The sequence below is a fragment of the Streptomyces sp. NPDC001135 genome (assembly GCF_053598395.1).
Window position 1 is genome coordinate 186,103 of the sequence record NZ_JBSFKD010000013.1, and the last position, 22,794, is coordinate 208,896.

General features: G+C 73.7%; 19 protein-coding genes and 2 pseudogenes. 10 read left to right on the plus strand and 11 right to left on the minus strand.

All coding sequences use genetic code 11. The annotated features are described in order from the left end of the window. Positions 1-2: 2 nt before the first annotated feature. Positions 3-734 carry a response regulator transcription factor gene (locus ACWC94_RS18455; protein ID WP_450797661.1) on the minus strand — a complete coding sequence of 244 codons (732 nt, stop codon included), beginning with the start codon at positions 732-734 and terminating at the stop codon, positions 3-5. Between the two features lie 111 nt (positions 735-845). Here ACWC94_RS18455 and ACWC94_RS18460 point away from each other — a divergent pair, with 111 nt between their 5' ends. The 3 genes from ACWC94_RS18460 to ACWC94_RS18470 are packed head-to-tail and all read left to right on the plus strand — an operon-like array spanning position 846 to position 2,901. Further along, a complete protein-coding gene (locus tag ACWC94_RS18460) occupies positions 846-1,538 on the plus strand; it encodes a glycosyltransferase family 2 protein (protein ID WP_450797663.1) in 693 nt (230 codons plus the stop codon). Then, on the plus strand, positions 1,535-2,149 hold the full coding sequence (locus ACWC94_RS18465; protein WP_450797664.1) for a TIGR04282 family arsenosugar biosynthesis glycosyltransferase: 615 nt from the start codon (positions 1,535-1,537) through the stop codon (positions 2,147-2,149). Before ACWC94_RS18460 ends, ACWC94_RS18465 begins: the two co-directional genes overlap by 4 nt. Continuing rightward, positions 2,149-2,901, plus strand: coding sequence for a class I SAM-dependent methyltransferase (locus ACWC94_RS18470; protein ID WP_450797665.1), 753 nt, complete (start codon positions 2,149-2,151; stop codon positions 2,899-2,901). The genes ACWC94_RS18465 and ACWC94_RS18470 overlap by 1 nt, the downstream gene beginning before the upstream one ends. Before the next feature lie 313 nt (positions 2,902-3,214). On the opposite strand, the gene ACWC94_RS18475 is transcribed toward ACWC94_RS18470, so the two are convergent. Beyond that, complete coding sequence (locus ACWC94_RS18475; RefSeq protein ID WP_450797666.1) at positions 3,215-4,510, minus strand: molybdopterin-dependent oxidoreductase; 1,296 nt, start codon at positions 4,508-4,510, stop codon at positions 3,215-3,217. Positions 4,511-4,623: 113 nt separating this feature from the next. Here ACWC94_RS18475 and ACWC94_RS18480 point away from each other — a divergent pair, with 113 nt between their 5' ends. Then, positions 4,624-6,102, plus strand: coding sequence for a hypothetical protein (locus ACWC94_RS18480; protein WP_450797667.1), 1,479 nt, complete (start codon positions 4,624-4,626; stop codon positions 6,100-6,102). 35 nt (positions 6,103-6,137) lie between these two features. On the opposite strand, the gene ACWC94_RS18485 is transcribed toward ACWC94_RS18480, so the two are convergent. Continuing rightward, positions 6,138-6,623 carry a DUF6083 domain-containing protein gene (locus tag ACWC94_RS18485; protein WP_450797668.1) on the minus strand — a complete coding sequence of 162 codons (486 nt, stop codon included), beginning with the start codon at positions 6,621-6,623 and terminating at the stop codon, positions 6,138-6,140. A gap of 415 nt (positions 6,624-7,038) precedes the next feature. Here ACWC94_RS18485 and ACWC94_RS18490 point away from each other — a divergent pair, with 415 nt between their 5' ends. Continuing rightward, positions 7,039-10,254 carry an amidohydrolase family protein gene (locus tag ACWC94_RS18490; protein WP_450797669.1) on the plus strand — a complete coding sequence of 1,072 codons (3,216 nt, stop codon included), beginning with the start codon at positions 7,039-7,041 and terminating at the stop codon, positions 10,252-10,254. Here the strand turns inward: ACWC94_RS18490 and ACWC94_RS18495 are convergent. Next, positions 10,206-10,649: a DNA-binding protein gene (locus ACWC94_RS18495; protein ID WP_450797670.1), complete on the minus strand. Its 444-nt coding sequence runs from the start codon at positions 10,647-10,649 to the stop codon at positions 10,206-10,208. The genes ACWC94_RS18490 and ACWC94_RS18495 overlap by 49 nt on opposite strands. A 61-nt stretch (positions 10,650-10,710) precedes the next feature. Continuing rightward, positions 10,711-12,216, minus strand: coding sequence for a long-chain-fatty-acid--CoA ligase (locus ACWC94_RS18500; RefSeq protein WP_450797671.1), 1,506 nt, complete (start codon positions 12,214-12,216; stop codon positions 10,711-10,713). 186 nt (positions 12,217-12,402) lie between these two features. Here ACWC94_RS18500 and ACWC94_RS18505 point away from each other — a divergent pair, with 186 nt between their 5' ends. Next, positions 12,403-13,569: a PucR family transcriptional regulator gene (locus tag ACWC94_RS18505; RefSeq protein ID WP_450797672.1), complete on the plus strand. Its 1,167-nt coding sequence runs from the start codon at positions 12,403-12,405 to the stop codon at positions 13,567-13,569. Positions 13,570-13,599: 30 nt separating this feature from the next. Here ACWC94_RS18505 and ACWC94_RS18510 read toward each other — a convergent pair. Continuing rightward, positions 13,600-14,187, minus strand: a pseudogene (locus ACWC94_RS18510) (class I SAM-dependent methyltransferase); the annotation flags it as partial. Positions 14,188-14,321: 134 nt separating this feature from the next. Between ACWC94_RS18510 and ACWC94_RS18515 the strand changes: the two are divergent. Beyond that, positions 14,322-14,744 (plus strand): hypothetical protein, encoded by a 423-nt coding sequence (locus tag ACWC94_RS18515; RefSeq protein WP_450797673.1) that lies wholly within the window; start codon positions 14,322-14,324, stop codon positions 14,742-14,744. A gap of 159 nt (positions 14,745-14,903) precedes the next feature. On the opposite strand, the gene ACWC94_RS18520 is transcribed toward ACWC94_RS18515, so the two are convergent. The 3 genes and pseudogenes from ACWC94_RS18520 to ACWC94_RS18530 all read right to left on the minus strand — a co-directional run bounded on the left by ACWC94_RS18520 (position 14,904) and on the right by ACWC94_RS18530 (position 16,934). Continuing rightward, the gene (locus ACWC94_RS18520; protein ID WP_450797674.1) at positions 14,904-15,446 is read right to left on the minus strand and encodes an NADPH-dependent FMN reductase; all 543 of its coding nucleotides are present in this window, start codon (positions 15,444-15,446) and stop codon (positions 14,904-14,906) included. A 9-nt stretch (positions 15,447-15,455) separates the two neighbouring features. Beyond that, positions 15,456-16,188 (minus strand): annotated as a pseudogene (locus tag ACWC94_RS18525) (class I SAM-dependent methyltransferase). Between the two features lie 80 nt (positions 16,189-16,268). Further along, complete coding sequence (locus tag ACWC94_RS18530; RefSeq protein WP_450797675.1) at positions 16,269-16,934, minus strand: ScbR family autoregulator-binding transcription factor; 666 nt, start codon at positions 16,932-16,934, stop codon at positions 16,269-16,271. Between the two features lie 195 nt (positions 16,935-17,129). Here ACWC94_RS18530 and ACWC94_RS18535 point away from each other — a divergent pair, with 195 nt between their 5' ends. Beyond that, complete coding sequence (locus tag ACWC94_RS18535) at positions 17,130-18,122, plus strand: TIGR01777 family oxidoreductase (protein ID WP_450797676.1); 993 nt, start codon at positions 17,130-17,132, stop codon at positions 18,120-18,122. A 57-nt stretch (positions 18,123-18,179) separates the two neighbouring features. On the opposite strand, the gene ACWC94_RS18540 is transcribed toward ACWC94_RS18535, so the two are convergent. Next, entirely contained in the window at positions 18,180-19,406 is a 1,227-nt protein-coding gene (locus ACWC94_RS18540; RefSeq protein WP_450797677.1) for an MFS transporter, read from the minus strand. Positions 19,407-19,980: 574 nt separating this feature from the next. On the opposite strand from ACWC94_RS18540, the gene ACWC94_RS18545 reads away from it, so the two are divergent. Continuing rightward, on the plus strand, positions 19,981-20,850 hold the full coding sequence (locus tag ACWC94_RS18545) for a class II glutamine amidotransferase (protein ID WP_450797678.1): 870 nt from the start codon (positions 19,981-19,983) through the stop codon (positions 20,848-20,850). 64 nt (positions 20,851-20,914) lie between these two features. Continuing rightward, complete coding sequence (locus tag ACWC94_RS18550; protein ID WP_450797679.1) at positions 20,915-21,148, plus strand: hypothetical protein; 234 nt, start codon at positions 20,915-20,917, stop codon at positions 21,146-21,148. A gap of 52 nt (positions 21,149-21,200) precedes the next feature. On the opposite strand, the gene ACWC94_RS18555 is transcribed toward ACWC94_RS18550, so the two are convergent. Further along, on the minus strand, positions 21,201-22,794 hold a 1,594-nt coding region (locus tag ACWC94_RS18555; RefSeq protein WP_450797680.1), incomplete at its 5' end, for an LCP family protein.

Here is a 22,794-nt window from a genome sequence, read left to right on the forward strand (position 1 = left end):
GGTCAGCGCACCGCCCCGCCGGGCTCGAAGCGATAGCCCACGCCCCACACCGTCTGGATCAGACGGGGCCGGGCCGGATCGTCCTCGACCTTGCCGCGCAGCCGCCGGACGTGGACGGTGACGGTCGACAGGTCGCCGAAGTCCCAGCCCCAGACCTCACGCATCAGATCCTCACGGCTGTAGGCCCGGCCGGGGTTCCGCAGGAAGAACGCGAGCAGGTCGAACTCCCGGAGGGTGAGGGCGAGTTCGGCACCGTTCTTGGTGGCCCTGCGGGCGTCGGGGTCGACGGAGAGGCCGGCCGCGGCCAGCCGGTGGCCGGTGGTGACGGGGCGGCTGCGGCGCAGTACCGACTCCACGCGCAGGACCAGTTCGCGGGGGCTGAAGGGCTTGGTGACGTAGTCGTCCGCGCCGACCTCCAGGCCCAGGATGCGGTCGTCCTCGTCGCCGCGGGCGGTGAGCATGATGACCGGCACGGGACCGCGTTCCCGCATCCGCCGGCACACCTCCAGGCCGTCCATGCCGGGCAGCATCAGGTCGAGCACCACCAGGTCGGGCCGGTGCGCGGCGGCGCGCGTGAGGGCGGTCGGGCCGTCGTCGGCGCGGTCGACGGCATAGCCGGCGCGGTGCAGATATCCGGCGACGACCTCGGCGACGGTCGGGTCGTCGTCCACGACCAGGATCCGGGCCGCCTCGCCTGCGACTTCGGCCTCGTGGGACTCGTACAGCGGTTGCATGCCCCCAGCCTCGCACCGCCCGGTGCCCGCCGCCCGGCCGCGGGCCGGGTGTCCGCGTTTCGTAAGGACCTTCAGTCCGATATGCCCGATTGACGTTCGTAGGGTGAAACCGTGACGACCACTTCCACGGACGTCGACGTGGTGCTGCCCTGCCTGGACGAGGCCGAGGCCCTGCCCTGGGTGCTCGGCCGGATCCCGGCGGGCTGGCGCGCCCTCGTCGTCGACAACGGTTCCACCGACGGCTCCCCCGGCATCGCCCGCGCACTCGGCGCCACGGTGGTGCACGAGCCGCGGCGCGGCTTCGGCGCCGCCTGCCACGCCGGGCTGACCGCCGCCACGAGCGACATCGTCTGCTTCTGCGACTGCGACGCCTCCCTCGACCCCGCGTTGCTCCTGCCGTTCGTGCGGGAGATCCGGAAGGGCACCGCCGACCTGGTGCTCGGGCGGCGGCGTCCCGAGGGCCGGGGTGCCTGGCCCGCGCACGCCCGTGCGGGCAACCTGGCGCTGGCGCGGATGCTGCGCCGCCGTACCGGGCTGCGCCTGCACGACCTGGGGCCGCTGCGCGCCGCCCGCCGCGAGCCACTGCTCGCCCTCGGCCTCACCGACCGGCGCAGCGGCTATCCGCTGCAGATGGTCGTCCGGGCGGCCGACGCCGGCTGGCGCATCGCCGAACACGACGTGCCCTACCGGCCGCGCACCGGCGCCTCCAAGGTGACGGGCACCTGGCGCGGCACCTGGCAGGCCGTGCGGGACATGAGCCGGGTGCTGGCCGAGGCAGCGGCCGACGGGAGGGCCGTACGGTGACCACACTTCTCGTCATCGCCAAGGAGCCGCTGCCGGGCCGGGTCAAGACCCGCCTCACCCCGCCGTTCACCCCGCGGCAGGCGGCCCAGCTGGCGGAGGCGGCGCTCGCGGACACCCTGGACGCCGTCGCCGCGGCGCCCGCGACCCGCCGGGTTCTCGTGCTGGACGGGGCGCCGGGGCCGTGGCTGCCGCCCGGCTTCGAGGTGCTGCCGCAGTGCGCGGGCGGCCTGGACGAGCGGCTGGCGGACGCCTTCGCCCGCTGCTCGGGCCCGGCGCTGCTCATCGGCATGGACACCCCGCAGGTGACGCCGGAGCTGCTCAGCGTGGACTTCGCGGGCTGCGACGCGTACCTGGGCCCGGCCGAGGACGGCGGCTTCTGGGCGCTGGGTCTGGCCGAGCCCGCCCCGGCGCTGCTGCGGGGCGTGCCCATGTCGACGCCCGAGACCGGGGCCGTGCAGCGGGAACGGCTGCTGGCCGCCGGGTTGCGGGTGCGCGAGCTGCCCCGGCTGCGGGACGTCGACACCGTCGCCGACGCCCACGCCGTCGCCGCGCTCGCCCCGCACGGCAGGTTCGCCGCGCGGCTGGCCCGCTGTACGCCGGTCACCCGGTGATGGGCGGCTCTGTCGCCTGGGCGGCCGCCGACCCCTACGCGGCCGCGCTGCGCGCCGGCCGCGGACCGCTGTTCCTGCGCCGCGCCGACGGCTGGCTGCTGCCCCTGGAGGTGGAGCGCTGGTGCGCCCGCGCGGACGCCGTGGACCGGGCGGTACTGGACCGCTGCGAGGGCGCCGTCCTGGACGTCGGCTGCGGGCCCGGCCGGCTGGTGGCGGAACTCGCCGCCCGGGGCCGGCCCGTGCTCGGCGTCGACGTCAGCGAGGCCGCCGTCGACCACACCGTCCGGCTCGGCGGACAGGCGCTGCGGCGCTCGGTGTTCGAGCCGCTGCCCGGCGAGGGCCGCTGGGACACCGTGCTGCTCATGGACGGCAACGTCGGTATCGGCGGGGAACCGTCCGTGCTGCTGGAACGGGTGGCGGCGCTGGTCCGCCCGGGCGGTCTGCTGATCGCCGAGACCCTGCCGGGACACGTCGACGAGCGCGCCCGGGTCCAGGTGGTCGACACCGCCGGTGCCTCACGGGCCGTCGGTGCGCCGTTCCCCTGGGCACGCCTGGGCACCCCGGCCCTGCTGCGGTACGCACGCAGGGCCGGCTGGAGGTCCGTCGCTCAGTGGTCCGCCGGCGGCCGGTGCTTCGCCGCCCTGCGCACCCGCAGTCCGAGCAGCAGCGCCGAACCTCCGAAGAGGACGGCGGTGATCAGCAGCCAGCGGATGAGGAAACCGTCCGGGCTGAGGCCGGTGGCCGACCGGTAGCGCCGGTTCGTCATGCCGCTGATCAGCGGAAACCAGACCAGCAGGAGCAGCCCGGACAGCATCGCCGGGACACGCACGTACAGCGTCCGGCTGCTCCGTCCGGCCGCTCCGAGAGCGCCCGTGACCGCCCGGTCGGCCGCCGTGTACAGCGGCAGCAGGACGAGGTCGTGCAGCAGCGCGGCGCCCACGATCCACAGCGCCACGCCGAACCAGTCACCCGCGAACAGCCGGAGTCCGGCGTACGCGGCGAGCGCGAACGAGCAGGCGAGCAGCAGCAGTGGGAAGGGACTGCCCAGGGCGAGGCGACGGCGCATCACAGGTCTCCGAAGGTCAGCCGGGCCACCCACTTGGTGTTGAGCACACCGGGTGCCGCGGGGACGATGATCCGCGCGGGGCGGCCGTGGTCGGGGGAGAGTTCCTCGCCGTTGACGTACAGGGCGAGCAGCGAGCGCCCGTCCGCCACCTGGTTGGCGCGCAGGGCCGCGCGGCGGAAGGCGCCGTGGCGTTGCAGGGACTCCACGAGCACGTCCGGCGGGTCGCCGTCGTACCCGACGAGTTCCGCGAGGTCGCGCAGCCGCACCCCGCGCCACCACTGGTCGGCGGTCGACCAGCCCTCCACGCAGGCGATGGGCAACGACGCGCTGTGCAGCGGCAGTTGCAGCAGCTGGGCGCGGCTGAGCCGGACGGTTCCGGTGCGGCCGGTGACGACGAGCCGCCAGGCGTCCTCGTGGGTGTCGGACGCCGTGATGCCGGCGTGGGCGGCGGTCTTGTTGATCTGGAAGCCGTTCGGGCCGCCGCCGGGATCGGCCGTGCCGTGCGGAGCGAGCAGGGCCGCACGGCGGAAGGGTCCGCCGAGGCTCTGCCCGACCGTGGTCAGGAACAGCAGCAGGGAACCACCGCCGACCAGCCCCAGCGCGCCGCGCCGGGAGACGGTGGGCGCCACGGGACGGGGGGAGACCAGGTCACTCTGCGGGGACGCCGGGTCGCTCTGTGCGGAGGCCGGATCGCTCTGTGCGGAAGCCGGATCGCTCCGCTCCTGCCGTCGTCCGCGTATGGTGCGCACCGCGGCCGGTGTCTTGAGCGCGGCGTGGGCCAGGAACGCGGCGAAGAACACCCACGCCCCGTAGAAGTGCAGCGGGTAGAAGGAGCCGGGGAAGACGTAGTCCAGCTGGATGTTGAGGACTCCCGTGGTGAACTCGAACAGTCCTCCCCCGACCAGCAGCACCAGGGAGAGCCGCTCCAGCGCGTGCGCGAGCGAGCGGGCCGGAGGCAGGGTGAACAGCCTCGGCACCACCGACCACAGCTTGGCCAGCAGGACCGGGATCAGGGTGATGCCGAGCGTCACATGGACGCCCTGGGTGAGCCGGTACAGCCACACCGGGTCGGTGGGCCAGGGGAAGAGGTAGAAGCCCAGGACGCCCTTGTCCGGGGTCATGTCGTTCACCCGGGACAGACCCGGGTTGTAGGCGGCGTACGACACCAGTCCGGTCACGAACAGCACGGTGATGCCGACGAGCAGGACGAGGCCGAGCACCGAGGTGAACCAGGGGCCGCGCAGCGGGCTGCGCCAGAAACCGGGGGACGTGGGAAGCCGGGGATGGTCGCGCATGTCCCGACCGTAGGCCGGTGCGCCCCCGGAAAAGGGTCCACGACCGGTGACGAAACGCTGACGTCCTGCCTGGCGGGCGCCCGGTCGGCGGCGTCCCGGCCTAGCGTTCCGGTGTGACCCGATCTCTCCGCCGCGATCTGTACGCCGTCGGTGCCGCCGCCCTGCTCGTGACGGCGGCCGTCCTGATCGGCCGGCACATCCAGGACACCCGCCACACCCTGTTCGTGCACTGGCCGCCGGTGTTCGCCGAGTGGGACCCGCACCTCGGCCCCGGCACCCCGGCGGCCCTGGCGGTCGCGGCGGCCACCGTCGCGTACGGCCCCGCCGTCGCGGCCCGTCTGCCCTGGCGGGCGCTCCTCGCGGTGGCCTGGACGGCCGCCCTGGCCTGGATCCTGTCCCTGGCCCTGGTCGACGGCTGGCACCAGGGCGTCGCGGTGCGGCTGACCACCCGCGAGGAGTACCTCCGGGTCGTCGGCCGCTTCCACGACATCCCGGCGACCCTGCGCGACTTCACCCACCACATCGTCAGCGGCACCCCTGCCCCCTGGCCCGCGCATGTCGCCGGGCATCCGCCGGCCGCCACGCTCACCTTCGTCCTGCTGGACCGGATCGGGCTGCGGGGCGGTGGCTGGGCCGGGATGTGGTGCGTGACCGTCGGTGCGACGGGATGCGTGGCCGTGCTGATCGCGCTCCGCGCGCTGGCCGACGAGGCCCTCGCCCGGCGGGCCGCGCCGTTCCTGGTGCTCGCCCCGGCAGCCGTGTGGCAGGGCACCTCCGCCGACGGCTACTTCGCGTCCGTCGCCGCCTGGTCCCTGGCGCTGCTCGCACTGGCGGTGACGCGGCGGTCCCACGGGTGCGCGGCGGCCTCGGGCCTCCTGTTCGGACTGACCTGCTACCTCTCCTACGGCCTCGGGCTCTTCGCACTGATCGGCGCGGCGGTGCTCGCGCTCACGCGCTCCGGCGTCCGCGAACGCCCCGGCCTCCTGCTGTCCCTGCTCGCCGGACTGGCCGTGTTCCCCGTGGCGTTCACCCTCGCCGGCTTCGACTGGTGGGCCGCCTACCACCTCCTCGTCACCCGCTACTACCAGGGCGTCGGCGGCACCCGCCCCTACGGCTACTGGATCTGGGCCAACCTCGCCTGCACGGCCCTCATCACCGGCCCGGCCACGGCGGCGGGCCTGCGCAGGACGACGGCGGCACTGCTCCCCGGGACCGTTCTCCGCCGTTCAGCGGTCCTGCTCCCCGGAACCCGCTCCCGGCACTCCTCGGCACCGCTCCTCACGACCGGCCGCCGGTGTTCCCCGGCGCCCCTCCCCGGGTCCCACCCTCCGCCCGCCGCGGCGCCGCTGCCCCCGGCCGGCCGCCGACGCGCCGCCGACGCGCGTCTGGCGCTCCTCGTCTGCGCCGCGCTGCTCGCCCTGCTGGTCGCCGACCTGTCCGGCATGAGCAAGGCCGAGACGGAACGCATCTGGCTGCCCTTCGCCCTGTGGCTCCTCCCGGCCTGCGCGCTCCTCCCCCACCCCCGCCCCTGGCTCACCGCCCAGGCCGTACTGGCCCTGCTCCTCAACCACCTGCTGCTGACGGGCTGGTGAGGCGGAGGCTCCCGGCGCCGTCCCGCCCACGGGTCTCAGCCGGCATCGGGCAGGGCCGTCGGACCGCCCTCCTCGTCCGCTCTCCGCCGTGCCCGGTGGGCGTTCTCCGCCCTGACCACGGTCAGCCACCGCCAGGGCCGGATCTCGTCCAGGCTGAGCCCCGGACACGCCAGGTGGTGCGGGATGCGGCACCGGGCGCCGGCCAGGGGCTCCTCGAAGCCGCCGTTCCAGGCGACTCCGTTGCTGTCGATGTGCCAGCGGTGCCCTCCGGGAACCAGGTGCGCGGGCAGCACGAGGCCGGGTTCGAGGAGGACGTGCCGCCCCGTGTAGGTGGGGCGCCGCTCACCGGCGAGCCCGCAGTGCGGGCAGTGCGGCGGGCTGGGCGGTTCCGGGCCGGCGGCTTGGTCGAGGGCCGCCTGGGCGCGGTCCGTGTTCTCCCATGAGCGGGGCGCGCCGGCGGGCGGCCGCCACTGCTCGTCGTAACCCGCGGACGGGATGGTGCTGTCGTCATGTGCCCCCATGCCCGCCAGCATCCCCGTCCCGCCGGAATCCCAGGAGGGCGCGACGAGGGCGCACCGGAAGCAGACCGGCTGTCGGGCCGGCCGGACCGGGTGACGGTGGAGCCGGGCCGGACTCCTCCCGCCGCCCCGATGTCTGCCCGGCCGCCGTCGGCCGGACCGTCGAACACGCCGTCGACACCCGTGTCGCCCTGGAGGCCCAGCGGCTGCCGGCCCACTTCGACAGGCCCGCCGCCTCGGTCTCTGGGAACCCACCGGCCCCGGCGGGCCGTTGCGGGTGACCCCGCGTGACCGCCGTACGGTCCGGGCGTTGCGCTGGGTGCGGGAGGGGCCGGTGTGGCTGGAATCGCGTACTGGTGCCGGGCGTACCGCTGCCGCTTGGCTGAACCGAAACGGCAGGAAGGACAGGGGACAGGCTATGGACTTCGGCAACGTCGATCGGCGCCGGTTTCTCGGGACGACGGCGGCAGGGCTGGTCACCGCCGCCTCCCCGTGGCCGGCGGCGGCACACGCAATGCCGGACGGGTCCGGTGCACAGGCCGACCGTGCCGGACACGTGCTCACCTATACGCGGACGACCGGGGGTTCGGTCACCGCGGGCCGGGCCGGCGGCGCGCTGGTCGCCGAGGTGCAGGGGGTGCTGTGGCGGGTGCCCCGGGACGGCGGAACGGCCGTACAGGTGACGGGCTGGGAGCTGGAGGCGACGCGTCCCGCCCTGTCCCCCGACGGCAGGACCCTGGCCGTGTGCGGGTATCGCGGGGGCGGCTTCCATCTGTGGACGCTGCGGCCGGACGGCGGCGGACTGCGGCAGGTGACGGACGGGCCCTGGGACGACCGCGGTGTCGCCTGGTCGCCGGACGGCACCCGGCTGGCCTTCTCCTCCGAACGCGGCGGTGACGCCACGGCGGGAGGCTCCTACGGGCTGTGCGTGCTGGACGTGGCCGACGGCCGGCCGCGCCGGCTCACCGGCGGTGACTACGAGGACTTCGATCCGGCCTGGTCGGCGGACGGGCGGTCGCTGGTGTGCGTGCGCGCCGCCCACACGCCGGGCGGCGGCAACGACGGCGGTCTGTCGCTGGTCCGGGTACCGGTGGCGGGCGGACCGGCCCAGGTGCTGCGCACGGTGACCGGGGGCCGGCTGCTGTGCCCGTCGGTGTCGCCCTCGGGGCGGATCGCGTATGTGCGGTTGACCGGCGCGAGCACCCCGGGGCTGCCGGCCGACGCGGCGCTGCTGATGGTCGACGAAGAGGTCGTCACGGCGGACGAGGACCTGGCGGCCGCCCCGCCGTGCTGGCTGAACGAGGACGAGCTGCTGTACGTCGGTGACGGCCGGATCCGTATCCGCTCCCTCGCCTCCTCCTCCGTGCGGGAGGTGCCCTTCGCCGCCCATGTGCCGGTGCCCGGTCCGTCCCGGAGGCGCCCACGGCGTGCGCTCACGCCGGAGCGGCGGGCCCCGGTGCGCGGCCTGCACCGGCCTGCCCTGTCCCCCGACGGCCGCAGCGTGGCCTACGTGGCGCTGAACGCCCTGTGGCTGATGCCGGTCGGCGGCAGTCCGCGCAAGCTGGTCCAGGCGGCCGACGTGCACCTGGTGCAGATGCCGGCGTGGGCGCCGGACGGGCGCAGCCTGCTGTACTGCACGGACCGGGACGGGCTGGTAGCCGTACGCCGCCGTCATCTGGACAGCGGCGCCGACGAGCCGTTGACCGAGGGCGGACGGCTGTATCCCGCCCTGTCACCGGACGGCTCCCGCCTGGCCTGCCAGGACCTGACCGGGAACCTGCTGCTGCGCACCCTGGCCACGGGCGGCGAGCAGCAGGTGGCCAAGCCGCTGGCCACCGACGGGCCGCCCGGCGCCCCCACCTGGTCGCCCGACGGCCGGTATGTGGCCTTCTGCGACCGCAACCGGCTCAACCAGCGGTTCCGCGAGGGATACAACCTCATCCGCGTCATCGACACCCGCACCGGCGCCGAACGCCGGCACCTGCCCGCGGAGCACCAGTCGCTGTCCGACAGGGTGGCCTCAGGGCCGGTGTGGTCCCCCGACGGCCGCTGGATGGCGCTGGTGGCCGAGTCGGCGCTGTGGCTGCTGCCCGTGACGGCCGACGGCGCACCGGCCGGTCCCGCACGCCGGCTCACCGACGAGCCGGCCGACCATCCCAGCTGGTCGGCGGACTCCGGCACGCTCCTCTACCTCTGCGACGGCCGGCTGCGCCGCCTCTGCCTCCCCACCGCGCGGGCCCACACCCTCCCGTTGCCCCTGGTCACGGGGGGCGCCGGGAGTGACTCCGCCGGGCCGCTGCGGATCCACGCCGGCCAGCTGTGGGACGCCACTGGCGCGCCGCCACGGCACGACGTCGACATCCTCGTCACCGGCAAGCGGATCACCGCCGTCGAGCCGCACCGAGCCCGCCGCCCCGGACACCGCACCCTGGACGCCTCGGAACGGACCGTCCTCCCCGGCCTGTTCGACAGCCACACCCACCCCTATGCCGCCACCTACGGCGCCCGTCAGAGCCTCACCGCGCTCGCGTACGGCATCACGACCACGGCCTGTCTCGGCGGTCCGCTCTACGACGCGGTGCGGCTGCGCGAGGCGGCCGGTGCGGGGGAACTGCTCGGGCCGCGGCAGCTGGCCTGCGCCGAACTGATCGACGGCTCGCGCACCGCGTACAGCATGGGCCGCGCCCACCGCACCCGGGACGGCGTCCGGCGCACGCTGCGGCGCGCCACCGCTCTGGACGTCGACTTCGTCAAGACCTATGTGCGCGCCCCGGGCGAGGTCATGGCCGAGGCGGCCGAGGCCGCCCACGCGCTGGGGGTGCCCAGCGGCAGCCATCTGTGCGCGCCGGGCCGGGCGGCGGGCCAGGACCTGACGACCCATCTGCAGGCCACCCAGCGCCTGGAGTACGGGCATGCCGTCACCCCGCTCGGCCGTATCGGCCAGGATCTGGTGCAGCAGTACGCCGACGGCTCCTTCGCCCTGATCATCACGCCGTTCAGCGCGCAGATCCTGATCGCCGACGATCCTCGGCTGGCCGAGGATCCACGCGTGACGCGCCTCATGCCGCCCTGGGACGTCGCCGTCGTCCGCGCGCACGCCCGGACCGCGCCCACCGACGCGCAACGGCGCGCCCTCGCGACCGAGATGGCGGACTACCGGCGGCTGTCGACGCACGGCGCCCGTATCGCCCTGGGCACCGATGCCCCCCTGGTCCCGGTCGGCCTCTCCCTGCACCTCGCACTGCGCGCCCTGCACGCCCACGGCTTCACTCCTGCCGAGGCCCTGCACTGCGCGACCACCGTGCCGGCCCGTCTCTTCGGCCTCGATGCCGACCTCGGCACCGTGCAGGAGGGCAGGATCGCCGACTTGGCGATCGTCGCCGGCGATCCGTTCTCCGACTTCGGCTCTCTCGTCGACATCCCGGTCGTGGTGCGCGAGGGTGTTCCCCACGATCAGGGCGACCTGACGTCCGCGCGCGGGCAGGGCGGGTCGGCCGGGCAGGAGCCGCCCCGCGGCATGACGTGGCTCGAGGTGGCCGGTCGCTTCCGGCAGGGCTCGTGCTGCCATCCCGGCGCGGACGGCGTTCAGGAGGATTCGTCGTCGGTGGCGGTGCGGCTGGCCAGTCGTTCGTAGCGCTGCCTGGCGGCCTGTGGTGTGCCGAGTCCGAGGCCGAAGGCGATCTCGGGCCAGGTCAGGCCCCGGCCCCGAGCCATCTGGAGGAGAGCGGCCTCCAGTTCGTCCAGCTCCGCCCGCACCAGCGGGACGAGGGTCAGCGCGGCCGTGATGTCGGCGTGGTCCACCTCCGGCTCGTCGTCGTCGCGCATCGCGGCCCCGCTGAGCAGGAACGTGACGAGCCTGACGGCCTCGTGCGGCGCGAGGAGCGACGGATTCGTCTGCCGACGCCGTTGCTCGTCCGTCGCCGCATGCCGCTCGGCGATGCGGAACAGCGAGGTGTACACCCGCTGGGCACGGGCCTGCTCCGGCTGCGGAGGGGTGAAGGGATCGGTGTGGTCAGCGGTCGATGACATGCCATCAGGGTGCGACCACACACGACATGGCGTCAACGGAATATTGTGAACAGGTTGTTCATCACCGTTCTCGTGAGGAGAGCGGCACGGCGATCTCCCGCTTGAGGATCTTGCCGCTCGGGCCCATCGGCAGGGCGTCCGTCAGCCACAGCAGGCGCGGGTACTTGTAGGCCGCGACCCGGTCCCGCACGAACTGCTGCAGCTCCTCGGTGTCCGCCTGGGCTCCCGGCCGCAGCACCACCGCGGCGGCCACCTCCTCACCGAGCCGCTCGTCCGGCACCCCGAGCACCGCGGCGAGGGCGACGGCGGGATGCTCGTGCAGCACCTCCTCGATCTCGCGCGGATAGACGTTGTAGCCGCCGCGGATGATCAGGTCCTTCTTCCGGTCGACGATGAACAGGTAGCCGTCCTCGTCCCGGCGGGCCAGGTCGCCGGTGCGCAGCCAGCCGTCGGGAACGGCGGCGGCCGTCTCCTCGGGACGGTGCCAGTACTCCTTCATCACGTTGGGACCGCGCACGGCCAGTTCACCGACCTCTCCCGGGGCGACGTCCCGCCCGGCGTCGTCGAGCAGCCGGACCTCCACGTCGCGGATGGGCGTGCCGATGGAGCCGGGCTTGCGCGGGCGGTCGGGGTGGTTGAAGGAGACGACCGGGCTGGTCTCCGACATGCCGAACCCTTCGAGCACCATGCAGCCGAATTGCCGCTCGAAGCCGTGCAGGATCTCCACCGGCAGGGACGCGCCGCCCGAGACGCACATGCGCAGACTGGACACGTCCGCCGCGGCGGCGCCCGGGTGCTGGAGGAGCGCCGCGTACATGGTGGGGACGCCCTCGAACACGGTCGCCCGGTCGCGCGCGATGGCGTCGAGCACCGTCTGCGGCTCGAAGCGCGGGACGAGTGTGAGGGAGGCCCCGCTGCGGACGGCGACGTTCATGGTGCAGGTCTGCCCGAAGATGTGGAACAGCGGCAGGCAGCCGACGATCACGTCGTCGGAGGTCAGCCGCTGGACCTCGGTGACGTTGACCTCGGTGTTGTGGCGGAGCCCGGCGTGGGTGAGCGCCGCGCCCTTGGGCCGGCCGGTGGTGCCCGAGGTGTACAGCAGCACCGCGATGTCGTCGCCGGCGGCGGCGGTCACCTCGTACTGCGGCTCCAGGCGCGCCAGTTCGGCGGCGAAGGCGGCCGGTTCGACCCCCAGGCGCCGTACGCCGGCGGCGTCCGCCCCGGCTGCCCCCTCACCGGGCGCCTGGTGCCACTCGAAGAGCAGGACGGCTCCGGAGTCCCGCAGGTGGTACTCGGTCTCGCGCTCCTTCAGCAGCGGATTCAGCGGCACCACGATGCCGCCGGCACGCAGGACCGCGTAGTACAGGACGACGAACTCGGGCACGTTCGGAAGCATCACCGCGACCCGGTCGCCGGTACGCAGGCCCTCGGTGCGCAGCAGCGCGGCGGCCCGGGCGCTCAGCCGGTCCAGTTCGGCGTAGGTGGTGGTCGCCGTCCCGAGCCGCAGCGCCGGGCTCCCGGGCCGCTGTCGTGCCGTCTCCACCAGGAACTCCGCCAGATTGGCCATGATGCCTCCTCGCACACACGCGCTCGCCGCGCTCACGGGGTCCCGCCCCCGGCGCTGACGCGGGGTCCCGTCCCCGACGCTCACGGCATGGTCGCCCGCACGATCGCGGGGGTCCATGGCGACGCCCACAGTTCACCCCTGCCGGAGTTGTTCCTGAGCACAAAGGAACCGCCGTACGCTGCGGGTATGAGTCTGCACAATGTGGTCGCCGCGTTACGTGCGCGCCTTCCGGAGCTGGGCGAGCTGATGACCGAGCGCATCCGTGCGGAGGTCGAGTCGTACGCCGACGACTCGCTCATCCCCTTCGCGTCGCTCAGGGAGTCCTGCGAGGACAACGCCGATCTGCTCCTCGGCCGTTTCGCCCACGGCGCCGAACCCGACGTGGGAGCCGCGCAGCAGACCGGACGGCTGCGGGCCGAGCAGGGCGTGCCGCTCGCGGACACGCTGCACGCCTACCGGGTCGGTTTCGAGCTGCTCTGGTCCGAGATGGTCGACGAGGCACGCCGGCACCCGGAGGTGACGGACGCCGAGCTGGTGGCCGGTTCCTCGGAGATCTGGGCCCTGTTCGGCCGGTACGCGGAGGCCGTGGCGGCCGCCTACCGCGAGGCCAGCGCGGAGCTGGCGCTGCAGCGGGAGGCGCGCCGCTCGGCCCTGGCCGAGGCACTGTTCACGGGCGCCCTCGCGGATCGTACGACGCCGTGGGAGGCGGCCCGGCAGCTCGGTCTGCCGGAGCGCGGCCCGTACGCGGTCGTGGCCGCGGCGGTACCGGACCCCGGCCAGGAGCCGCTGCCCGGCATCGAGGCGGCGCTGCGCCGCTCCGGGGTGCCGTCGGTGTGGCGTCTGCTGCCGGACCAGCAGATCGGGCTGGTCTCGCTCGCCCACCGGGACGCGGAGACGGTGAGCCTGCGGGCGCTGCGCCGGCGGCGCGCGCGGGTCGGGGTCAGCCCCCGGTTCGACTCGCTGAGGGACACTCCGCAGGCCCTGCGTTTCGCCCGGCTGGCGCTGGCCGGACTGCCCGCCGACGGGCCGGGGGTCGCCCGGTTCGACGACAGCCCGCTGGCGATGCTGGTGGCCGCGGCGCCCGCGGAGGCGGGCCGGCTGGTCGAGGTCGCCCTGGGCCCGCTCCTCGGTCTGCCGGAGGCGGAGCGGGCACGGCTGCTGCGGACGCTGGGGCACTGGTTCGGCGCGGGCGGGGTGGCCGCCGAGGCCGCCGAGCGGCTCTTCGTCCACCCGAACACCGTGCGCTACCGGCTGCGGCGCGTCGAGGAGCTGACGGGCCGCTCACTCACCGACCCGATCGCCCTCGCCGACCTGGGTGCCGCGCTGTACGCTCTGCGGCTGCTGCCTTCCTGAACGGTCCGGTCGGGTGCCCGGCCGGCGTGCCGCCGCGAGCCGGTACACCGACACATGGGAACCGGACTCGGCCGTGAACTCGGTGCCCTCCCAGTCCGCGCGCCTGGACTCCCGCTCGAATCCGGCCAGTTGGGCCATGAGGTCGAGTTCGGAGGGCCAGATGTAGCGGTGCGGGCGGCGCAGTTCGGGCAGTTCGACCACGAACCGGCCCCCGGGCTGGAGATGGCGGGCGGCGTTGCGGAAGCACTCGATCTGCTCGGCCTGCGTGAGCAGAGGGGAGATGGTGTTGTGGACGAGGTGGACCAGGGTGTACGCGCCCGGGGCGGCCGTCGTCGCCATGTCGCCCATGACCACGGGGATCGTGGCCTCGTCGGCCTTGATCCGCAGTTGCTCCACGATCGGCCCGGACACCGCGATGCCGGTGACGGGAACCCCTCGCTCGGCGAGCGGGACGGCGACCCGGCCGGTCCCGATCGCGAACTCCAGTGCCGCTCCGCCGTCCGCCAGCTCGACGAGGCGTTCCACCGTCGGCGCCAGCACCTCGGGCGCGAACATGCCGGTGCCGGGCGTGTCGTAGTGCCGGGCGACGGCCGCGTCCCGGACGTCCTCCTGCTGCATGGCATCAACGCTGGTCGCGGCCGATGAGTTGGCCAGTGGATATGCGCCCCGGCGCTCCCGCCTCCCACGTGCCAGTCAGCGGGGCGAGGACCGGGACTCTGCGCCCCATGCCCTCGACATGCGGAGGACTCCTCGTGACCCCACCCCTCGGCAGACGGTCCTTCCTCGGCGTGGCCGGCGCGGCTGCGGCGGCCCTGACGGTGACGGAAGGCTCCGCCGCCCAGGCCGCGCCCCACCATCCCGGATCACCCCGTCTGCGGGCCGCCCGCGTACAGTCGTTCCCGCTCACCGCAGTCACCCTGCTGGCCGGGCCGTTCCAGGACAACCAGCGCCGCAACACCGCGTATCTGCGCTTCGTCGACATCGACCGGCTGCTGCACACCTTCCGCCCCGGCCAGCGGTTCTTCGACGAGGGGCAGCTCTTCCTGCTGGTGCAGGATGCCCCGGATCCCAACGCGTCCCCCGCCCCGCGTGTGATCGGCCCGTTCGACACCCGGCACACCAGAACCGGGGGCGGCTCGTGTCCCACGCAACCGGCCAGGTGGCGTTCGAGGTGACGGGCGCCGGCCGGCTCGCCGGTGTCGCCCACGGCAATCCGCACCACGCGGACGGGTTCCGGCAGCCACTCCGTCACACCACACGGCCGGGCCCTGGCCCGAAGACACCGGGCCGTGCCATGGCCTGGCCGGTGCGGGGCGGCACAGGGGTGCAGCCGCTCAGGCGGCGGTTCGGGTCAACGAGCCGAGTGCTTCACCGAGTTGGCGGCGCACCTGCGGATCCGTGATCAGTCCGTCCTCGCCGAGCAGGTCCCGCCCCACCGGGATCCGTGCACACGCGGGCTCCACGATGTCCGCACCCGTGTAGCCCAGCACCGTCCGCAGCGTGGCCTCCGCACCCTGGCCGCGGCCCGGGGCGGCCGCGTTGATCCATGCCGTCGGCTTGTCGCAGATCTCCGTGCCGCCCACGGTCCAGTCGAGCAGGTTCTTGAACGAGCCCGGCAGGGTGCCCGCGTACTCGGGGGTGCAGATCAGGACTGCGTCCGCACGGTCGAGCGCCGCGCGCAGCACGGCGACCGGAGCCGGCAACGGGTCGGTGTCGTCGTCGGGGTTGAAGTGCGGAAGCACGGCCAGGTCGTCGTATCTGACCGCCTCGACGCCCACCGACGGCGCCACGGCCTGTGCGGTACGCAGCACGGCCTCGTTGGTGGAGCCCTTCCGCAGGCTCCCGGACAGCAACAGGATCACCGGTGTTGACGTCATCCGCTCAACCTACTGGCATGCGGGACGCGGGTTCGCGTCGGACAACACCTCGGCGCCGGGGGCGCGTTCGGAGAACAGGCCCGCCGGTGAGGACCGCACGAGCTGACGGCGCACATCCGTTTCGGAGGTCTCGCGGTCGGCACCGAACAGGTGAGGAGCCGAGCAGGACATCGAGCACGCCCAGGCGACCACGTCGTCCACCGTGCGGCGCAGTCCCTGTCCACCGGGGACGACGTACCGCTCGGGGCTCAGGAAGCCGGCGGCGGTGAGCACCGCGGCCTCGCCGCCGGCCGTTCCCTGCGGCAGCACCCCGAGGCCGGCGCGGCGGACCGGCCCCAGGTATCGCTCGACCAGTTCCTCGATGTCCCGGTACGGCACGGCCGGGTACGGCAGTCCCTGCGAAGACCGCCATGTCGAACAGGCCCGGGCCGGCCGGGAGTTCCTCGGCGCACGCCCGTACCCAGCGGGCCTCGCCCTTGAGCCCGGCGGCGGTGGCCCTGCTCGCGGCTTCGGCGATCATGCCGGCGTCCGGGTCGATCCCGACGACCTCGCGGAACAGCCCGGCCAGCGGGATGGCGACGGTCCCGGGTCCGCATCCCGCGTCGAGGAGCCGTCCGTGTCCTTCCGCCGCCAGGACCTCGGCGAGCAGCGACACCAGCCCCGGCGCACAGGGCAGTCGGCCCTGTTCGTAATAGGCGGCCGCGCCTTTGAAGAGGGTCTCGTCCCACGTCCAGTCGTTCATCGGGCGAGGGTCCATCCCGTCGTGAAACCGACCCAGCGGTTTGGTAAGGCGGTCGGGCACAGGCACCGGGAGTCAGGCACTCAGTTGCTGGCGCCGGCCAGGGGCGCCGGCGGCTTCTGCCGTGCTTCCGCGATCACCCGGGCACCCCGGTCCGGTGCGGTGTCGAGGCGAACGAGGACGGCTGGAGCGGCGATCGCGGGGAGCAGGTGGTTGAAGAGGGCCGACATGCGATGGTCGAGGTCGGCCCAGCCCGCAACGGTCTGGGAGACGAACTGCACGCCGATCCACGCACCGAGGAACACCTCGGCGGTCTCTTCGGGCACCACGTGCGGGAGTACCTCACCGCGTTCCTTGGCCTCGGTCAGCACGGCCCCGGTCAGCTCGGCCCAGGCCGGCCAGGCGCTGCCGAAGACATCGCGGCCCTGCAGGTCGGCCGAGAGCCGGACACCGGCGAGCAGCATGGGCTCCTGGGGCAGCCGTTGGGCCAGGGTCATGCCCGCGTCGACCCACTCCTGCAGCTTCAGTTCCCGGGCGAGGTGGTACTCGGTGGTGATCTGCTCCTGCAGCACACCCTGGGCGAGGGCCGCCTTGGAGTCGAAGTGGAAGTACAGAGCGCCCTTGGTCACGCCGGCCCGGTTGAGGATCTCGGCGATGGTCGCCGCCGCGTACCCGCGCTCGGCGAAGACCGCCGCGGCGGCTTCGAGAACAGCACGCCGGGTCCGGACAGCTCGCTCCTGCTGAGCCATGGACCCTCCTCAAGCTGAAAATTAAACCAAACAGCTCGTACCTTACCGCAGGGCATGTCAACGCCACGGTGGAGCGGGACAGTTGCCGTGGACTTGGCACATGCGCCCGACATGCGCCCCGGGAGGACAGACCCCCGCCTTTTGAACGCGTTCAAATTTATGGCTACGCTGTGCGCACCGAACCAAGGGGGCTCGATGAAGGTGGTTCTGCCCGGGGGGACCGGACAGGTGGGCACGATTCTCGAACGGGCGCTGACGGCAGCCGGACACGAGGTGACCGTGCTGACCCGGCGGCCGCAGCGGGAACGGCAGGTCGGGTGGGACGGCGTCACGCTCGGTCGCTGGGCCGAGGTGATCGACGGCAGCGACGTCGTCGTCAATCTGGCCGGACGCAGCGTCTCCTGCCGCTACACGGCCGAGAACCTGCGGGCCATGATGGATTCGCGGGTGGACTCCGCGCGGGTGGTCGGGGACGCGATCGCCGCCGCCGCGCGGCCACCGCGGGTGTGGCTGCAGATGAGCACGGCGACGGTCTACGCCCATCGCTTCGACGCGGCGAACGACGAGGCCACAGGGGTGATCGGCGGCTCGGAGGCCGGAGTACCGGCGTACTGGGCGTACAGCGTCGACATCGCCCGGAACTGGGAGCGTGCGCAGTCCGAGGCGCCGACGCCGGCGACCCGGAAGGTGGCGCTGCGCGCGGCCATGGTGATGAGCCCGGACCGGGGCGGCGTCTTCGACGTGCTGCTGGGTCTCGCCCGGTGCGGGCTGGGCGGGCCGGTCGCCGGCGGGGCGCAGTACGTCTCCTGGATCCACGACGAGGACTTCGTACGCGCCGTGGAGTTCCTGATCGAGCGGGACGACATCGACGGGCCGGTGAACCTCGCCTCCCCCGGCCCACTGCCTCACCGGGAGTTCATGCGGGCGCTGCGCGCGGCCCAGGGCGTCCCCGTGGGGTTGCCGGCCACGCGGTGGATGGCGGAGCTGGGGGCGTTCGCGCTGCGCTCGGACACGGAGTTGCTGCTCAAGAGCCGCCGGGTCGTCCCGGGACGGCTGCGGGAGGCCGGGTTCGACTTCGCGTATCGCGAGTGGCAGCCGGCCGCCGAGGACCTCGTGCGCCGGGCCAGGACGTCCCGGGCGCAACGTCGCGGCCGGGTGGGGGCGCCGGCGCCCGGACGGCGGAGGTGACCCGGTGCCGGGAAACGGCCTCCCGCTCGGCAGACCCGGCCCGGTGGCTGCCCCTGGTCACGGGCGCCGGAGTGGGGCACGGGCCGCCCGGGTGACCCCCAGCAGCACCAGCGCGACGACCTGGATCGCGGCCACCACCGTGATCAGCAGGGGAATCGAGTAGCTGTACAGACCGCCGGTCAGCGCGCCGCCCGCCAGGCTCGCCGTGCCCACCACACCGGCGAACAGGCCGTAGGCGGTCGCGCGCCGTCCGCTCGGTACCAGGTCCGCCACGGTGGCCCGCAGGGTGGACTCCTGGATGCCCATGGCGGCGCCCCAGACCAGTGACCCGGCCACCGCAACGGCGACGGTGTCCGTGAACGCCAGCGCTGCCACGCCGGCCGTGAGCAGGGGCAGGCCGACCAGGACGCTGGGACCGAACCGGTCGTACAGCCACCCCGTGACCAGCGCCGCCACGGCGTCCACGACCATCGCCGCCGCGTACAGCACCGGCACCCACACGGCGGCCAACAGTCCGCGCTCGACCAGGTGGTAGGAGAGGAGACCGAAGGTGGCGAAGCCGGTCGTGGTGACCGCCGTGAATCCGGCGTACGTCCAGAACGCCGGGGGCATCCGCCCGCCCTGGGGCCGCTCCCGGGGCGTCGCGCCGACGGTGGTCTCACGCTCGTACCCCTCGGGGTCCGGCACCCGGGCCCTGAGCCACAGCAGCACCACCAGGACGGCGACACCGGGCAGTGCCAGCACGCCGAGCGCCGGTCCGTAGTCGCCGCCGGTCAGGGCGAGCATCCCGGCCACGAGCAGCGGGCCGACCAGGGCGCCGATCTGGTCCATGGCCTCGTGCACGGCGAAGCCACGGCCCCGCCCGGTCGCCGCCGTCGCGTGCGACAGCAGCGTGTCCTTGGCCGGAGAGCGCACCGCCTTGCCGACGCGCTCCGCGACCACCAGGACACAGGCGGCCCACAGCACCCCGACGACGCCCAGAAGCGGAACCGACGCGACCGTCAGGGCGTACCCGGCGATCGCCAGCCCCCAGAAGCGGCCGGTCCGGTCGGCCAGCGGGCCCGAGACCAGCCGCAGACCCAGCGCTGCGGCCTCTCCCGCACCCGTCACCACCCCGACCACCAGGGCGGATGCGCCCAGCGAGGCCAGCAAGGGGCCCGTGACGGAACGGGCGCCCTCGTAGACGAAGTCCGCGAGCATGCTGACCGTGCCGAACCACACCACGAACCGCCAGGGCCCCATCACCGGCCGCCCCGAGCCCCGACCTCCCTCTCCCGTCCCCATGGCCTCATGGTGCCGTCCCGCTCAGGGCTGCCGGAAGTGGCTCGACCTGCCGCCGACCGCCACCGGGCGGCCCGGCTCTCCGCCCGGCCAAGTGCCTCGGGAGGGCCCCATGCGCGTCGCGATCACCGGGTCCACCGGACTCATCGGCTCCGCCCCCACCCGCTCGCTCCTCGCGGACGGCCACCACGCTTCCCGTCCTCCGTCTGCGTCGGCTGGGAGGCGGCCTGCCGATCCGGCTCGGCGACCGGCACAGGCGTGGGGCACCCGCGTACCGGCCTGGTCGTCTCCGCCGAGCGGGTCGCCTTCGGGCGGCTCCTGCCGCTGTTCCGCCCCGGTGCGGGCGGGCTTCACGTTCACTCACCCGACGGTCGACGAAGCGCTCGACTCGGTGCTGCGAACGGCTCGTTGAGGAGTCCCCGGCTCTCTGCCGGGGCAGGCCGCCGCCCCGGGCGAGCGCGTGCGGGCCCGAGAACCGGCCGGGACGCCCGCTGCGGGAACGTCCGCCGCGCGGGACGATGGCCGTCCGGGCGCCCGCGGCGGGTCCCGGCGGAGTACGGGTGACGAGGAGGACGCCGTGTGCCGACTGTTCGGGCTGATCAGTTCCCCGCTGCGCACGCACGCCACGTTCTGGCTGCTGGACGCCCCCGACAGTCTCAGCGCGCAGAGTCACCGGGAACCCGACGGCACCGGGCTCGGCTACTTCGACGCGGACGGCACACCCGAGGTGCACAAGGCACCGATCGCGGCCTATGAGGACCGCGCCTTCGCCAAGGAGGCCCGGGAGGTCGAGTCGGCGACCTTCCTCGCGCACATCAGGTACGCCTCGACCGGCGGGCTGGACGTACGCAACACACATCCCTTCGAGCAGCGGGGACGGCTGTTCGCCCACAACGGTGTGATCGAGGGACTGGACGAACTCGACCGCCACCTGGACGAGGACCGCGCGCTGGTGCACGGCGACACCGACTCCGAGCGCTTCTTCGCCCTGGTCACACGGGAAACCGCGGCGCACGGCGGCGACGTGTCCGCCGGCCTCGAGTCCGCGGCGCGCTGGGTGGCCGCGAACCTGCCCCTGTTCGCGCTCAACATCGTCCTGGTCACCCCCCGGGAGATGTGGGCGCTGCGCTATCCCGCGACCCACGAGTTGTACGTCCTGCGGCGCCCGGCGGGCGGTCACCAGGGCTCACGGCATCTTGACCACGCCGGCCGGGGCGGTCATCTGCGGGTGCGCTCGGCGCATCTGGGTGAGCGTCCGTCCGTCGTCGTGGCCAGCGAGCGCATGGACGAGAGCCCGCACTGGCGGCTGATGGCGCCCGGCGAGCTGCTCCACGTCGGCCCCGACCTGCGGGTGGACTCCCGGATCGCCCTCGCCGATCCTCCGGCCCACCCCCTCGCCCTGTCCGACCTGCGCCCCGAAGCGGCGGCCTCCCAGCGGCCCGCGTAGCCCGGCGAGCCCCAGTGATCCGGCTCACCGACTCAAGACTTGCGCAAGCCGTAAAATTTCCGTCGTGGAGACTACCGAAGTGACGGGTTGGGAGACCGCCGTGCTCGACGGAGGGCCGGCGGACGGGCTGCGGATGAAGGTCTCCGACCGGCCGCGCGTGATCCAGGTGACCTACCCCTGCCCGGTCGAGGCCGCACCGCCCGGCGGCATACGCGCCGAGGCGGTGTACCTGTACCGCCGCGACTACACCGTCAGCGCCGAGCCGCTGCGATACGGCTTCGACGTCGCCAGCCCCTGAACCGGTCCCCGAACCGCCGGGAGACATCCGACGCGGAGTCCACCGCCGGCGGTCAGGCGTCCGAGTCGGGCCTGCCCCGCGCCGCCTCGTAGGCCTGGGACGGTGTCATCGAGACGCCGTTGAGTTCGACCGTCTTGTAGGGGCTGACCTTGGCGCAGGTCTTGGCCTGGTCGGCGGTGGAGGCGTGGGCGTTGGAAACCGCGGCCCGGGTGTCGGCCGGCGCGGGCGAGGAACTGCCGCCCGGGTAGCCGGTGCCACTGGGCCAGTCGCTGCCGATCACCAGGGTCAGGCCCGTGCCTGTGCCCTGCTTCAGGTGCCCGGAGGACAGACCGAGCGCCTTGGCGACCGTGTTCGCCTCGGCCTTCCGACCGGTGCCGTAGGTGAGCGTGGTGGTGGTTGCGGGGCTCGGCGCGTTGGCCGTGGTCGTGGCGGAGCTGAAGCCCTGGCCGGTCAGGGCGGTCGCGATGTCCGAGGCACGGCCGGTGACCGAGGTGCCGTTCTCGACCGTGACGGCGATCCGCGACGCCGGAACGGCCGGGGCGGTGGCCGTCGCGGTCGCCGAGGCGGCCGCGGACTTCTTGCCGGAGTCCGTGGTCAGCGACTGGTCGTTCGCGATGGTGGAGAACAGGGTCCTGGCCCCCGCGCCCACGACCACCCGGTCCTTGTTGTTCGGGTCCTGGGCGGTCTGCATCGTCGTGAACGTCATCCGTTTCGTCGGCACCTTGTTCACGTCCGACGCGAGCGAGATCAGCTTCTTCACGCTGTCCAGGCCGTCGTCCACGGTCAGCGCCTTGGTGGCGGCGTCGGCCAGGTCGTAGACCGCGCCGGGGTCGGTCAGCGTACCCGCGCTCTTGAAGTTGCGGATCATCGCGCTGAGGAAGATGTGCTGCGAGATCGTACGGCCGAGGTCACTGCCGTCACCGAAACCGTGCCGGGAGCGGACGAACTCCAGCGCCGCGACACCCTTGAGGGTGTGGTTGCCCTTGGACAGCTTCAGGTGCGAGTAGGTGTCGTAGACGTCGTCGCTGACACAGACGGAGACTCCGCCGACCGCGTCGGACATCTTCACGACGCCGGAGAAGTCGAGCTTGACGAAGTGGTCGATCGGGATGCCGGTGAGCTGGTGGACGGTGGCCACCTGGCAGGCGGGACCGTACTGCAGCGCGCTGTTGATCTGGCCGTAGTAACCGGACGTGGACTGGCCCGACTCACTGTCCCTGCAGGCCGGGACCTTGGTCATGGTGTCCCGGGGGATGCTCATCACCGTCGCGTTGGAGCGGTCGGCGGATATGTGCACCACCATCTGCACGTCCGCGTTGCTGCCGGTCTGTACGCCGGTCTTCGAGCAGCCGCCGCCGAGCTTGCAGTCGGCCGCGCTGGTGCGGCCGTCCGAACCCATGACCAGGATGTTGATCGGGGTGCGGCCGAAGGCGTCGGCCCTCTCGGCACCGCCCTTGCCGTCGAGCGCGACGCTGTGGATGTTGCCGTTCAGGTGCTCGTAGAACCACCAGCCGGCGCCGGCCGTGACCACGATGGCGGTCGACAGGCCTATCCCGAGGATCTTCAGCACCCGCCTGCCGCGGCCCGCCGAACGGCCCCGGCGCCCCCGCCTGCCGCCGCCGGAGCGGGCAGCCGCGCGAGCCGCG

Bases quoted from the DNA above. Each gene is read 5' to 3' on its own strand.
- ACWC94_RS18455 (WP_450797661.1), bottom strand. From the start codon at position 734: ATGCAACCGCTGTACGAGTCCCACGAGGCCGAAGTCGCAGGCGAGGCG.
- ACWC94_RS18470 (WP_450797665.1), top strand. From the start codon at position 2,149: ATGGGCGGCTCTGTCGCCTGGGCGGCCGCCGACCCCTACGCGGCCGCG.
- ACWC94_RS18475 (WP_450797666.1), bottom strand. From the start codon at position 4,510: ATGCGCGACCATCCCCGGCTTCCCACGTCCCCCGGTTTCTGGCGCAGC.
- ACWC94_RS18485 (WP_450797668.1), bottom strand. From the start codon at position 6,623: ATGGGGGCACATGACGACAGCACCATCCCGTCCGCGGGTTACGACGAG.
- ACWC94_RS18490 (WP_450797669.1), top strand. From the start codon at position 7,039: ATGGACTTCGGCAACGTCGATCGGCGCCGGTTTCTCGGGACGACGGCG.
- ACWC94_RS18495 (WP_450797670.1), bottom strand. From the start codon at position 10,649: ATGTCATCGACCGCTGACCACACCGATCCCTTCACCCCTCCGCAGCCG.
- ACWC94_RS18500 (WP_450797671.1), bottom strand. From the start codon at position 12,216: ATGGCCAATCTGGCGGAGTTCCTGGTGGAGACGGCACGACAGCGGCCC.
- ACWC94_RS18505 (WP_450797672.1), top strand. From the start codon at position 12,403: ATGAGTCTGCACAATGTGGTCGCCGCGTTACGTGCGCGCCTTCCGGAG.
- ACWC94_RS18520 (WP_450797674.1), bottom strand. From the start codon at position 15,446: ATGACGTCAACACCGGTGATCCTGTTGCTGTCCGGGAGCCTGCGGAAG.
- ACWC94_RS18530 (WP_450797675.1), bottom strand. From the start codon at position 16,934: ATGGCTCAGCAGGAGCGAGCTGTCCGGACCCGGCGTGCTGTTCTCGAA.
- ACWC94_RS18535 (WP_450797676.1), top strand. From the start codon at position 17,130: ATGAAGGTGGTTCTGCCCGGGGGGACCGGACAGGTGGGCACGATTCTC.
- ACWC94_RS18540 (WP_450797677.1), bottom strand. From the start codon at position 19,406: ATGGGGACGGGAGAGGGAGGTCGGGGCTCGGGGCGGCCGGTGATGGGG.